The 13127-nt window shown below is 48.1% G+C and carries 12 protein-coding genes; 4 read left to right on the forward strand and 8 right to left on the reverse strand.

The features are described 5' to 3' along the window. Positions 1-47 precede the first annotated feature (47 nt). From G8759_RS02810 to G8759_RS02835, 6 genes are all read right to left on the reverse strand, one after another. Entirely contained in the window at positions 48-1442 is a 1395-nt protein-coding gene (locus G8759_RS02810) for a CsgG/HfaB family protein (protein WP_167205015.1), read from the reverse strand. A gap of 52 nt (positions 1443-1494) precedes the next feature. Beyond that, a complete protein-coding gene (locus G8759_RS02815; RefSeq protein WP_167205017.1) occupies positions 1495-1914 on the reverse strand; it encodes a curli production assembly/transport component CsgF in 420 nt (139 codons plus the stop codon). Positions 1915-2011: 97 nt separating this feature from the next. Beyond that, complete coding sequence (locus tag G8759_RS02820) at positions 2012-2530, reverse strand: CsgE family curli-type amyloid fiber assembly protein (protein WP_167205019.1); 519 nt, start codon at positions 2528-2530, stop codon at positions 2012-2014. Positions 2531-2551: 21 nt separating this feature from the next. Continuing rightward, complete coding sequence (locus G8759_RS02825) at positions 2552-3028, reverse strand: hypothetical protein (RefSeq protein WP_167205021.1); 477 nt, start codon at positions 3026-3028, stop codon at positions 2552-2554. A 98-nt stretch (positions 3029-3126) separates the two neighbouring features. Beyond that, entirely contained in the window at positions 3127-4062 is a 936-nt protein-coding gene (locus tag G8759_RS02830; protein WP_167205023.1) for a hypothetical protein, read from the reverse strand. A gap of 51 nt (positions 4063-4113) precedes the next feature. Further along, a complete protein-coding gene (locus tag G8759_RS02835; protein ID WP_167205026.1) occupies positions 4114-4512 on the reverse strand; it encodes a hypothetical protein in 399 nt (132 codons plus the stop codon). 446 nt (positions 4513-4958) lie between these two features. Between G8759_RS02835 and G8759_RS02840 the strand changes: the two genes are divergently transcribed. The 3 genes from G8759_RS02840 to G8759_RS36335 all read left to right on the forward strand — a co-directional run bounded on the left by G8759_RS02840 (position 4959) and on the right by G8759_RS36335 (position 7401). After that, complete coding sequence (locus G8759_RS02840; RefSeq protein WP_167205028.1) at positions 4959-5759, forward strand: LytR/AlgR family response regulator transcription factor; 801 nt, start codon at positions 4959-4961, stop codon at positions 5757-5759. A gap of 281 nt (positions 5760-6040) precedes the next feature. Beyond that, positions 6041-7150: a mechanosensitive ion channel family protein gene (locus tag G8759_RS02845; protein ID WP_167205030.1), complete on the forward strand. Its 1110-nt coding sequence runs from the start codon at positions 6041-6043 to the stop codon at positions 7148-7150. Positions 7151-7269: 119 nt separating this feature from the next. After that, positions 7270-7401, forward strand: coding sequence for an LCCL domain-containing protein (locus G8759_RS36335; RefSeq protein ID WP_394353317.1), 132 nt, complete (start codon positions 7270-7272; stop codon positions 7399-7401). A gap of 57 nt (positions 7402-7458) precedes the next feature. Here G8759_RS36335 and G8759_RS02855 read toward each other — a convergent pair whose 3' ends face one another. Continuing rightward, the gene (locus G8759_RS02855) at positions 7459-9921 is read right to left on the reverse strand and encodes an ABC transporter permease (RefSeq protein ID WP_167205032.1); all 2463 of its coding nucleotides are present in this window, start codon (positions 9919-9921) and stop codon (positions 7459-7461) included. Between the two features lie 174 nt (positions 9922-10095). Between G8759_RS02855 and G8759_RS02860 the strand changes: the two genes are divergently transcribed. After that, positions 10096-11364, forward strand: a complete 1269-nt coding sequence (locus G8759_RS02860; RefSeq protein WP_167205034.1) for a hypothetical protein — start codon at positions 10096-10098, stop codon at positions 11362-11364. A gap of 182 nt (positions 11365-11546) precedes the next feature. On the opposite strand, the gene glpK is transcribed toward G8759_RS02860, so the two are convergent. Beyond that, positions 11547-13046: a glycerol kinase GlpK gene (gene glpK / locus G8759_RS02865; RefSeq protein ID WP_167205036.1), complete on the reverse strand. Its 1500-nt coding sequence runs from the start codon at positions 13044-13046 to the stop codon at positions 11547-11549. Positions 13047-13127: the final 81 nt, after the last annotated feature.

Raw genomic sequence — 13127 nt, forward strand, 5'->3', positions numbered from 1 at the left:
GGATGGTGTGGTTATGGAACCAATACATGAGGATAGGCTGGTCGTTTTCAGGGACGACCAAAATGGCCTAGAACCAGAACTAATCCGGCATTGGCCCGAACATAATAATCGTTACGGGTACCAGCCGCAAGGCCGTCCAGCACGTCTGTAAAAGGTTGATGATATTCAAGCGTTCCGCGCAGCCCCAATGTTCCTGACAAACGGTATTCGAGACCTCCCCCTCCACTAAGGGTGAAATACCGCTGGTTGGCTGGCTCCAGCATGATACCCAGTTTTCGAATCGTATAGCCAGCACCGGCATAAAACAACGGTGTAAATCGCTGGTTAGGTAGGGCTCTAAATAAAATATTGCCCGTAAACTCGTTGACATCTATCGACAGAAAACGCTTGGTTGCCAGTGTGCCAGTCGAGGCATTTGCCTGAATGGCTAGATAGGGAGTCAAGTAGACTTCCAGCGAAGCACCATACCCGATTTTGTTGAGTGGCGAGGAATAATCACCCTGATAGCGCCAGGCCGAACCGTAGGGCTGGACAATGATTCTTGGAACGGCCATCTGTTCACGGGCGCCATATACATCGGTCTGAACCATTTCTGACCGTTCTTCCTCGTAAGCATTCAACATGTTTTTGGTTCGCGCAGTCGACCGGGGCGATGAAGTCCATAAACTGTCGCGAATTCCTTCAAGAACCATTGAATGAACCGCTTTTTCGATGGCTTCTGTAACCGCTAAGTGTGCTGGTTCGGTTGTGGTAAAACCCGTTTCTGCTTCGAGTAATCGCTTAAAATTGACGAACCGAAACACCCCGCCATCTACAGCCTGCGACAGAATCGTTTTCGATGTGTATATCGTTTTGAGAATTTTTCCGGTTTTGGTTGCCACCGCCCGCAGGTAAACAGTAACCCGGTCTTGCCTGTATTGTGTAGATCCACCCGTGCCAAAGTAGCGCAGGCCAGCTCCGCCCGTAACCGTATTCGCATCATAAGACACGACTCCACCCTCCATAATAAGCCCGGCAAACAGCAAAGGAGGCAGGCTATTGTCTTCATTTTTAAATTGCGCCATGCTCGACCGGATAATTTTCCGTTCGTTTAGCAGATTACTCACATTCTCCCGTTCGACCGGAACAAACCAATTGCTTTCTTCCAGGGCTTTCATCAGAATGTTGGTTGCTCCCTGTGTAACGGCGGTTGAGAAGTTGGATCCGGTTTCGGTCAGTTTATACTGGCCTGTCAGGTCGCGGAATTTATAGACCGCTGCGTAGATTTTTTCATTCGGTTCGGGAAGTGTCCGTAACGAACCTGTTACGGGAGTTTCTTCGCCCAGTCGGGCGGGGCGGATACCTTTGGGCTGGTGCATATAGGCGCTACAGCCGCTCAAAAGCCAGCAACAGGCCACTGGAGCCAGCCCGTAGGCTGCCCATTTTAGTAAGTTAGTAAACATGAAAAAGGTCGGTTTAGAGCGAAATAGGACTACTCAACATGGCTATTACCCATTAAAAATAGGGTACTGTAATCGTCGTTTGCCCGCCTTTCCCATCCGTAATCTGGATATTTATGCCGTCAGTGCCGTTGGCTACGATCACCTGTAAGTCGCCGAACTGGAACGTTCCTTCCTTCAGCCCCTGTTCACCAAACTGACTCGTAAACAGATTGCGTGATAACTGACTAAGGAGTTGATTCTGAAGTGTCTGAGAAAAGCTTGTTAGTGCACTATTCTGTGTGCTCGACGAGGTTGTCGCTTTAGGCGTCGATGGATCCTTGAGCTTATCCTGCGCCTGTGCCGAACTAAGCATCCATGCATAATTGAACGTATTGCCCCCAAACGATGGATTGTTTGGATGATACACAAATGATTGTGCCTGCCCCGCCAGACTTAGCAGGAGCAAAAAACAAATAGGTAATGACTGTACCATGAGATGAAGTTTCAGTTGAATGTGGTGTGAATTGCATGTGTACTAAAGCCGGTTCAGACCGGCTGAATAATCATTGCCCGGCTATTGCCGATGCCACTTATTTTATGCCCGTACCGCGCTGGTCTTCGTCGCCCAGCTGATTGGTTACCGTTTGTATAGTTGCAAAATAACCCCGAACAATCTCTACAGCATAGGTAGCGTACTCGTCGATAACATCGCGCCGGGAAGGAACAAATTGCTGCCAGAGTAGCTCGTTGTCAACGCTGACCGAAATGATATTCGCCAGTGAATTACCAGCCGAGGGCATCTCTTCTATCGTTACGACAAACTCGCTCAGATTGAAAACCGCCGATGCGTTCGAATTGACAACGGTTGAATCGGTGAATACATTTGCCGCTAAACTAAGTGGTAAACTACTCCACTGCTGGTAGAAAGATTCATAAAAATCCCGGCCAATTTTTGTTCGGGTAATATCCAGAACAATACTGGAAGGGCCATTTTCGTCCATCATTTCCTCTACGAGCGAATCTTCGACCATGATTTCAGCAAACTCATCTATTGGGCTCTGGGCATGGGCCGAAACCGTCAACAGCCCCAGGGCTATCCATAGTATCATCAGATACAGTCGCACGGCAGATCAGAGATGATTATTGGTCAGGATCACTTTCATGCCGCCCGTTTGCTCGATTCGCATGGGCACACCAACAGACAGGCTACCTTCCCGGATCAGTTGATTGCCATCACCCCGCTGAATGAGCTGGACGTCGACATTGTTTGAGCGCACGTCAGGCATGGTCAGCACGTTTTGATTGCCAATCTGATCGACGGTATAGTGATTGCCGTTGCCAATCAGGTTTAATTCGAGCTGATTCTGATTCCCTGTTTGTCGCAACAGCATCGCGTTGGCACTTCCCTGACTACTGGTTAGTAGCTTATTCCCTGTACCGGCCTGGTCGATGAGTACGGTCGAGCCCACGGCTGCGTTTCCCGACACAATGGCCTGTTGCACGAGAGTGTTTGTTCCGCTGCCGGTCTGTTTCCAGAACACGTCTGACTGAGCCGACGCGCTCAGCGCAATAATACTTAAGCAAAAAGTCAGTAGAAGCCGTATCATAGCTTTTGAATGAACTTTGAGGGTGGATAAAAGTCTGAAAGAGCGAAGAAAACTCAGACTGTTGCCCATGGCGACAGCCTGAGTTGCACCCGTGTGAGTTAGTTGCTCTGCCGAACAAACCCTAGATTAGAGTTACCGTTCTGGTTGATGTACAGCGTCTGACCATTGCCTGTTTGTAGCGATTCCAGGCGGTTATTCGCTCCATCCTGACGTGCATTAATGCCATCAAACCCTCTGACGAGGTGATCTGATCCATACTGATTTATATCGGCGTAGTTATTTGGACCAAAAGCCTGTACCAGTCTGATGGTGTTTCTAACCCCATCCTGATAGGTCTTGGTCTGGTTTAAATCGCCTTCCTGCCGAACATACGCGTAATTGCGATCAAACCAGGTAGGTGAACCCTGCTGGTCGATACGCAGTTTATTGCGACTTCCGTATTGCTCACCGATGGCTTCGTTCCAGTTATTATTCTGGTAAATTTCGCCCGTGTTCGCATCACCGATCTGCGTAAGTCTCGCCAGGTTATCATTACCCCTTTGCCGGATAAATGAGTTGGTAATGTCAAAACCCACGATCTGATCCGACTGATAGTCCAGAAAAATCCGGTTGCGATTACCTTCCTGCAGGAACTCTGCTTTTGCCGCTGTTCCATCTACGCTTATCTGGCTGGAGGAGATGTAGTTACTACGTCCAAATTGCCGCGAGAAGGCCGATGAGTTCGCCTTTTCCTGTTTAAAATAAGCCCAGTTAATCTGATCTCCGCGTTGGAACGAATTGACCTCATGGCCGTGCCCGTTTTGTCTGGACTCGGCAAATTGGTCATAACCCTCCTGGGCTAACGTTGATTTATTGAACGACGAACTAGTACCGTTACCGTTCTGATAAATGTATGCATCGTGTAGCTGACCAGTCTGGTACACTTTGCCATCATTATAGAGACCGGCCTGATTCAGGAAGGCTTCATTATACTGAGCAAAACTTGTTGCGGCAACAACCAGTAAGGTTGCACCTGTCAATAGTATTTTTTTCATTGTGAATAGAAAATAATAAGTGAAACATAAACTAGATAGAAGCGTGCATAATTACCGGCGTTGACGCCGTTTGGGAGTGCGGGGCTGATGGGTGACCGGCTTCTGGCCAGGAAGCAGCGTCACCGTATTGTTGTCCGTTCCTGACGATTGGTTAATAATCGCCGAGGATTGACCTTCCTGCGACAGTTCGACCGAGTTTGGGCCGTCACTGCGCTGATTGATCGTCGTTTGGGTGTTTTTATCCACCCGTAGGCTAATCCGGTTACCGGTTTGCCCACTACTGCTCGAATCAGTACTGTTTTGATTGATAATGACGCTGTTGCCACTGCCCGATTGCGAAACCATGGCGTGGTTGCCCGGAGAACCCTGTTGACTAATGGATATATGGTTCTGGGCAGTTGAGGCAAATGCAGATAGCATAGCCAGGCTGGAGAGAGCTAGTTTTTTCATGCCGGAAGATCACTAATGGTGTATAGGATAGTGTCGACAATGGTTCACAACTCGCTAACCAACAGAAACAATTACTCATCCGGCCACCCCAAAATCGTACTGTTTATGGGCCGCCGAACAGGGTTTTACTTATTCGGCGTACTGCGGTCGGTTGAGTTACTGCTTAAATGGGTTAGTGGGTTTTGTATTACCCTGAAGACGAAACAAAGGTGAAAGGTAAAAGAACGTCGTGCTTGAAAAGGGTAGTAAACGACCTGTTTTGGTTATTAAACAGCTTTTTTTTGTACGTAAGCTGTATGCCGTACGGCTAATAAAATGGCTTTTTGTTACCGCAAAATAAAACGCGTATAAGTATGAATTGACTTTATCCTTTACGACGCCCTATTTTACTCCTCGTCCTTCAACAAGGCAAATGCTTGATTATCAAAAGCATAAACTAACACACCATGAAAAATAATAAACGTAAAGTGCTGCTCATCAGCCATGATACCTCGTCGACGGCTTATCTGGCGCAGGTTTTGGAAAAATCAGGAAGTTATGCTGTCAAAACCGCCACAACAGGTCGAGCGGCAGTAGGTATTCACAAACAAACAGCCATTGATCTGGCATTTTGTGACGTTGAGTTAAAAGGGAGCTGGAGTAGTGCTGAAACAGTACGCCAACTCAGGCTACTAAATCCGCTTGCCATCATTTACCTAACCGATCCGGCCTCCGAACAACTACCGCCATCAGCCCAAACTAATCCTGCAAATCCAGTAACCTACCTGCATAAGCCAGTAAGCTTTGATGAACTATTTCAGACAATTAATGCGGTGGTTGGCTCATTAAATGATAAAAGTGTTGCGAAGTTGCCTGCGGAAAGGCTGGAGGAGGCTGAACTGGAAGATAAAACTGATCTGAAAAAACACAAGCTTGGGCGTGAGGCAATCTTTATGATTGACGATAACATATTCATAAAATATAATTATCAATTTGTCAAAGTACCCCTCAAAGACATTATTCTGCTGGAAGCCAACATGTACGTTACACTAATTACAACCAACCGGAAGTTTGTTCTCCGGCTAACACTGAGCTCTTTATTGGAACGTCTCAATCTGGAGACTTTAGTTCGCGTACATCGATCCTTTGCCATAAATATTCAAAAAGTCGACTTATTCACTGAGCATGAAGTCATTATTGGCCAGCATAGAGTACCCTTAGGGCGGCACTACAGGCGGCAGTTCATTGATCACTTTCAATTTCGATAAAATAAGTTGTTCATAGCCCTTGCTAAACCAACTAGACTGCCAGCCCGATTGAAGAGATACAACGACCATATGAGTATAACCAAAGTCAGTTTATAAACTTCCCGGATTAATTAACTCAGCCCATCATTCTCTATTTCGTCCGCTGAGCACTGAAACTGTGTCGGCTCATGGGTTATTGATAAGATTAAATGCCCCGGATAAGGCCCACTTAGTTCATGGCCCTTATTTTTGTGATTGTGATTACAAATTTTTGTAAATCATCTAAATCGGGGCAAGAGGTCATGCAGCAACAAGTAGAGTCATGGATACGAGCTATAGTCCGTTGGTTCGGGTACGTCCCGAACCGGGATATATCGGGTTGGGTTTTACTGACAACGGCTATCGTATTGGGGCTGGCAGTCGATCTTGTCGTTACTCAGATCATTCGATTCATTGTTCGTCGCCGGGCATTTCAAACACTGGATTTTCTCAAAACCCATGTGCGTTGGGCATTCTGGGCGTTTGTACCCTCTTTGTTTTTTCTGTTGGCTACCAATATTCAGCCAGAGCGTTTTTTGCGTCGGCATCCGATTGCCGATAAAACGGCTGAGGTTTTATTTTTGATAACAGCAACCTGGCTAAGCGTTAAGATACTGAAAGTTGGGGAGTTAATCCTGATCCGGCAATACGATACAACGAAAGATGTTAACCTGTCGCAGCGAAAGTTTGTCACGCAAGTGCGGTTTGCCAGGCGTCTGGTCGCCATTGGGATCATTCTCATTGGTATATCATTAATACTGATCTCATTTCAGGGTAGCCGAAAAGTAGGGCTCAGCGTGCTGACTTCGGCGGGGGTTGTATCGGTCGTAATTGGTTTTGCGGCTCAAAAAACACTGGCTAACTTACTGGCTGGCATTCAGATTGCCTTCAATCAACAGATACGATTAGATGATGCCGTCGTGGTCGAAAAGGAATGGGGACGCATTGAAGAAATCAACCTCACCAGTGTCATCGTTCGGATTTGGGATCGCCGTCGGTTAATTTTACCGATCACGTACTTTGTCGAAACACCGTTCGAAAACTGGACCCGCTCCGACGCGTCTATTATTGGGGCCATTTTTCTATACTTGGATTACAACGTACCCGTCGACAAAATCCGCGAAAAAGCTCGCGAAATAGCTGAAAATGACCCGCTCTGGACAGGTGAAAGTTTTGCCGTTCAGGTTACCGATACAACGCCGACCTGTATTCAGGTGCGGATACTTGCGTCTGCCCCGGATGCTCCTTCTGCGTTTGATCTACGCTGTCACCTGCGTGAGCAACTCATCGCTTTCATTCGTGATGAATACCCGCAAAGCCTTCCGCAAACGCGCCTGATGCTGGCCGAAGAATTACGGCCCAAAGAAGTATAGCCAATGTAAATTTAGTAAGCTTATGCCTATCCGAATTGTTTTGGTAGATGACCATCCGGTGGTTCTCGATGGGATCAGACTGATGTTCGGTCTGTACGTGGGCTGTACATGCCGGCCTGATTTCATACGCCGGTAGGACGGTTAAGGTTGAGATTCGCCCCGGTCTGGAATCCTACAACGGTAGCTCCCGGAATGGTGTCAATAGTGAAAATTATAGCGGTTGGTCCGGAAGTTTCGTTTTTGTTCGGTGAGTTTACGGTGCCAGATGGCAAGAAAAGCAGGGCTTTTTGTATATGCATACGCTCTTTTCACTCTTGTCGAATTGAGTTCAGCGGGTTTGTTAAGGCAGCCCGTACCGTTTCGTAACTGACCACTATGGCTGTTAGTATGACAACCAGAAGGATGCTTAGTAGGAAAATGAACGCATCGATAGGCACACGATACGTAAAATCTTCGAGCCAGCGATACATCATGAACCAACCCAACGGCACGGCTATCAGGCAGGCAACGGCCAGTAAGTTGAGGAAAGGCGTAAACAATAGTCTGAGGATCTGGAGCAACGAAGCCCCCATCACTTTGCGGATACCGATCTCCTTGGTACGCCGTTCGGCCAGGTACGACGACAGACCGAATAAGCCCAGGCAGGCAATCAGAATGGACAGCAGAGAAAATGCCTTAAATAAACCCGACATCCGGTTTTCGCCTTCATACATCCGACCAAACTCCTCGCTCATGAACCAGTGATCGAAGCCAGCATCGGGCAGTACCTGCTTCCACTTTTTCTCGACCTCGGCTATCTTTTCCTGAAACTTGCCATTGGGCAATTTTATGTACATAATCTGATCTTCGGGGTCAGGTCGGGCGCTGATCGCTAAGGGTGAAATGGTATGATGTATGGACCGAAAAGGAAAATCGCGGACAATGCCGATCACGGTTCCTTCCCTCTTCTGATTCGATTCTTCCATGGGTCGTTTTACGGTCAGGCGCATGCCCAGCACTTTATCCAGCGGAAGACCCAGCGCTTTGACGGCACTTTCGTTGAGCAGATACGCGCTGGAATCGGCTGGGTTATCCGACCTGAATTTTCGGCCCGCGACCAGCTCCAGATTAAAGGCGTTCGGGAGGTCAAAGTCACCTTTCATACCTGCCCATCGGTGTGGCTGATTACCAAGTTGCGGAAACGTAACATCATGATCCAGTGAGCCAAAATAATCCTGATTCGGTAAGTGATTGGCCAGCGTTACGACCTGTAATTCGGGGTCTTCCAGAATGCGTTGCTTCAGGGAGCGGTATTTATCCAGCGAAGCCATCCCTGACCAGCGAATCGAAAGCAACTGATCGCCACTCTGGCTTAATGTCGAGCGATGAATAAAATTCATCTGCTTCATCATAATACCCGTCGAGACAATCAACAGGATCGTAATGGTGTATTGCAGGACAACCAACCCTTTCCGAAGCCAGTCGGAGCTACGGCTGGTGAACCGGGCATTTTTTAATACACTGATGGGCAACAGGCCCGATAAGTACAGGGCGGGATAACTGCCCGAAAGCAGGCCAACCAGCAACGTAGTCCCTAGCGTAACACCGATCAGCTTCCCCTGTGCCAGATGAGCCAGCGTAAAATTCTTACCCGCAATGACGTTAAACAAGGGCAATAAGACGACAACCAACACAAGCGCAGCCAGCAGCGCAATGAACGTAGTGATCAGGGATTCTCCCAGAAACTGCAACACCAACTGACGACGATTACTGCCCAGCACTTTCCGTAATCCAATTTCTTTCGCTCGTCGAACGGCCCGAGCCGTAGCCAGATTCATGTAGTTGATGCTGGCAATGATGATCACGAGCAGGGCAGTTGAGGCAAAAATGTACAGGTATTTAATATCGCCAATCCGGCTGTTGTTATAGCTCGACCGCAGATCCTGATTGAAATGCACACCTTTTAGCGGAAGAATTACGGGCTCAGTCAAACTGGCGGGATCTTTGGGAAGATTAGCCTGTACGACCTGATTGAACAATTTTTTGATTTTATCGATATCGGCATCGGGCTTGGTATGGAGATAGGTCAGAAACCAGCCCGGCCCGGCTCCCCAGTTTTCCAGCCAGTTTTTGTTGTTGGCCGTCATCATTGAACGCAGCATACCCGTGCTGATCAGGTAATCGGGCTGGATGTGCGAATTACTCGGATAATCGTCAAGAACACCGGTTATTGTCAACGGAACGTATTTATTGTCCGTTGAGTAGATATGACTTATTTCGAGCGGCTTACCAACCGGATTCTGATCGCCGAAAAATTGCCGGGCAATCGTTGCGCTAAGCACGATCCCATTTGGTTTCTCGAACACCGTTTTGGGATTCCCATAGAGCAATGGGAAATGAAAGACGTCTTTAAAATCGGAATTCACCCAGAACACATTCTCCGACAATAGGATTTTATCCGTTTTTCGATCGCGAAACGAGGCTGGATAGCCCATCGAAATTACCTGCGTTCCACCGATCACATCCGGAAACCGATCCAGAATTGCTTTCTGCCAGGCGCCCGCTGCGTAAGCCGATGTGTACTCGTATCCATTTGATTTTCGGTGCGTTCCCAGCACATAGAGGTTATCGGAGTCGGGATGAAAGCGATCAAAATCCTGTTCGTCAATAATAAACAGGTAAATGATCGTTACGCTGGCCAGACCAATAGCGAGGCCTGTAATATTGAGCAGGTTAAATCCTTTCTGACGCCGAAAATTGCGCAGCGCAATGGTTAGGTAATTTCGAAACATGGCAGATTTTAGGATTGTTGCTTTTAAAAAGTAAGAATTCGTTAGCTATGGACTTTTGTACCTTTAGCGAACAAGCGAAAGCGCATCGCTGATTGTAAACCTAACCACACGGCTCAGTACCTTGCAATTCATTTGCCGATCAAGTTTTTTCAAGTTTTATCACATTGATTGACAATGCTTTCCGATTCGACCGATTTGCTCCGATGCAAACAGCTTATTGAACGAAAACTCGACTGGGGAGCGAGCGAATCCTGGATAAGTGTCGATTTTGACAATCTCCAGCAACGTATCCTAGATGAGACGGGTGTTTCGTTGAGCGCAAGCACACTGCGACGGATCTGGGGCCGGGTCGATTACCAGCATTTGCCGAGCAATACGACCTTGAATACACTGGCTCAATTTGCCGGTTATTCGGATTGGCGAACCTTCATTAAGTCACAGGCGACTAGTAATTTGCCTCCTGATTCTGCCGGTCAATTGCCGGTTCTACCCGTCAAATCATCCATCAATTGGGTGAAACTTAGCTGGATTGTGGGCCTTGTTCTCCTTATTGCCCTAATCGGTGTCGTTGCATTTGAGCAAAAACCGTCTCAACTGAATGTAAATCAGTATAGCTTTAGCAGTAAACCATTGACCCGAAGCATTCCCAACTCGGTTATTTTCACCTATAATTCCTCGGCATCACCCACTGATTCGGTTTATATTCAACAATCGTGGGACCCTCATTTACAAACCCTGGTGGATAAAGATGGCAAGACGCACACATCTATTTATTATGAACCAGGGTATTACGTGGCTAAGTTGCTGATCGGTAAGCAGGTTGTGAAAGAACATCCGCTGATCATTCCGACCAATGGATGGCTTGGCTGCATTGCAACGAAACCGATACCCGTCTACCTGAAGCCGCCTGAGTTTATCGGCCCGGATATGATGAAACTACCTGTTGCAGACATTCAGCAGAAAAATGTGGCTTTACAGCCTCAGGTTCCATTGGTCAAGTATTTCAATGTCGGGAACTTTGATCCCATCGCCTTGGCCAATTTCTCGTTTGCCAGCGACGTGAAAAATGAATATGGAGAGGGGGCTGCTGCGTGCCAACTCACCTGGATTGTGTTGATAACCAACGATATGCCCATTACGATACCCCTTTCTGCCAAAGGTTGTGTATCGGAGCTTACCCTACTCGATGGTACGAATATGATCTCCGGGAAAAAGACGGATTTGTCTCGGTTTGGCGTTGATTTTTCAAAATGGGTACATGTGTCCTGCAAAAGCGACGGACACAAGCTCTATTATTACATCAATGATGAATTAGCCTACGAAGCCGCCCTTCCCCAAAAGAAGGTATCTATTGTGGGGGTTGCATATGGTTTTCTGGGTACGGGTGCCGTGAAAGATATTAAACTGCAAACGAGCAATAAGGTAGTATTTCAGGCTTTTTAACGATTCAGAGCGATTATCTGCCTTATTTATTGTGAGGTCAGGTACTTATACCTGACCTCACAATGTCGGTTTTGAAATACCGACATCACATCACCTCATCGACTGCTTTACAGACAAATTTACGGATCAATAGGCCGTAAACCCATTCTGTTAGTCTGCCGCTACGCTCTCATTGACAAGGCTCAATCTTCCCAGCCAAATGACCGTTCGACAGCTTTTTGCCAGCCGTGCATGAGTCGTTTTCGCTGGGCATCGTCCATGTTTGGTTTGTAAGTACGGGCAACACCCCAGTTCTGACGTAAATCGTCCAGATTTTTCCAGTAGCCTACGGCAAGTCCGGCTGCATAGGCAGCGCCAAGGGCGGTTGTTTCGGTCATTTGCGGACAAACAACCGGCCCGTTGAGCACGTCGGACTGGAATTGCATCAGCAGGGAGTTGACCACCATGCCACCATCGACGCGCAGTGATTTGAGGGAAACACCAGCATCCTGCTCCATTGCCCGCACAACGTCTACGGTCTGGTAAGCCGTTGCCTCCAGAACAGCTCGTGCCAGATGGCCTTTGTTCACAAAGCGCGTTAGTCCAGCTATAACACCCCGGGCATCAGCTTTCCAATGAGGAGCGTATAGGCCAGAAAAGGCAGGTACGAAATAGGCTCCGCCGTTATCATCTACCGAGCGGGCCAGCGACTCGATATCGGTGCTTTTCTTGATAATGCCCAGATTATCGCGCAACCACTGAACCAGGGCGCCCGTAATGGCAACACTACCTTCGAGTGCGTAATGAACCGGCTCGTCCTTAAACTGATAAGCCACCGTTGTCAGTAAGCCGTAGGTCGACTCCCGTAGCTCAGTACCTGTGTTCATCAGCAGGAAGCAACCGGTGCCATAGGTGTTTTTTGCCTGACCAGGTTCGTAGCACGTCTGACCAACCAGCGCAGCCTGCTGATCACCAAGAATACCCGCAACCGGAACCCCCGGCAATACCTCCGAGGAGACGGTACCATATACTTCGCTGCTCGGCCTGATTTGGGGTAACATGGTGCGCGGAACCGTGAAGGTTTCCAGTAATTCATCGTCCCAGTTCAGCGTTCGCAGATTCATCAGTTGCGTTCGGCTGGCATTAGTCACGTCGGTGAGATGCAGACCGCCATGTATGCCCCCCGTCAAATTCCAGACGACGAAGGTATCCATGTTGCCGAAAAGCGCATCGCCCCGTTCGGCATCATCTCTTAAACCAGGCACATTATCCAACAGCCACTTCAATTTCAGACCGCTGAAATACGTGGCCAGCGGCAAACCGGTTTGAGTCCGAAAGCGGTCTTGACCTCCTTCTTTGGCAAATTCTATAACCAGATCGGCCGTTCGCATATCCTGCCAGACGATGGCATTGTAGTAGGGTTTGCCCGTTCTGTGATTCCAGACAACGGTCGTTTCGCGCTGGTTTGTGATACCAACGGCTACAATGTCGTGCACGGATAGTTTCGCCTTAATACGGGCCAGTGCAATGACTTCCAGGGTGTTACGCCAGATTTCTTCTGGGTCGTGTTCAACCCAGCCTGGTTGTGGATAGATCTGCTTGTGTTCTTTTTGGGCCAGCGATACAATCTGGCCCTGCCGGTCGAACACAATGCAGCGGGTGCTGGTTGTGCCCTGGTCAATGGCGGCTACATAAGTGGGCATAAGGATAGGAATAGTCAAAAACACATAAATGGATTCGGGTCGGCAATTTACTGGTAATGGTTTGTAACTTGCCAATGCGAT

Source organism: Spirosoma aureum (genome assembly GCF_011604685.1).
In the GTDB taxonomy this organism is placed as follows: Bacteria; Bacteroidota; Bacteroidia; order Cytophagales; family Spirosomataceae; genus Spirosoma; species Spirosoma aureum.

What these genes read in the sequence shown, in the direction of transcription:
- G8759_RS02810 (WP_167205015.1), bottom strand. Translation starts at nt 1,442, where the DNA reads ATGTTTACTAACTTACTAAAATGGGCAGCCTACGGGCTGGCTCCAGTG.
- G8759_RS02815 (WP_167205017.1), bottom strand. Translation starts at nt 1,914, where the DNA reads ATGGTACAGTCATTACCTATTTGTTTTTTGCTCCTGCTAAGTCTGGCG.
- G8759_RS02820 (WP_167205019.1), bottom strand. Translation starts at nt 2,530, where the DNA reads ATGATACTATGGATAGCCCTGGGGCTGTTGACGGTTTCGGCCCATGCC.
- G8759_RS02825 (WP_167205021.1), bottom strand. Translation starts at nt 3,028, where the DNA reads ATGATACGGCTTCTACTGACTTTTTGCTTAAGTATTATTGCGCTGAGC.
- G8759_RS02830 (WP_167205023.1), bottom strand. Translation starts at nt 4,062, where the DNA reads ATGAAAAAAATACTATTGACAGGTGCAACCTTACTGGTTGTTGCCGCA.
- G8759_RS02835 (WP_167205026.1), bottom strand. Translation starts at nt 4,512, where the DNA reads ATGAAAAAACTAGCTCTCTCCAGCCTGGCTATGCTATCTGCATTTGCC.
- G8759_RS02840 (WP_167205028.1), top strand. Translation starts at nt 4,959, where the DNA reads ATGAAAAATAATAAACGTAAAGTGCTGCTCATCAGCCATGATACCTCG.
- G8759_RS02845 (WP_167205030.1), top strand. Translation starts at nt 6,041, where the DNA reads ATGCAGCAACAAGTAGAGTCATGGATACGAGCTATAGTCCGTTGGTTC.
- G8759_RS02855 (WP_167205032.1), bottom strand. Translation starts at nt 9,921, where the DNA reads ATGTTTCGAAATTACCTAACCATTGCGCTGCGCAATTTTCGGCGTCAG.
- G8759_RS02860 (WP_167205034.1), top strand. Translation starts at nt 10,096, where the DNA reads ATGCTTTCCGATTCGACCGATTTGCTCCGATGCAAACAGCTTATTGAA.
- glpK (WP_167205036.1), bottom strand. Translation starts at nt 13,046, where the DNA reads ATGCCCACTTATGTAGCCGCCATTGACCAGGGCACAACCAGCACCCGC.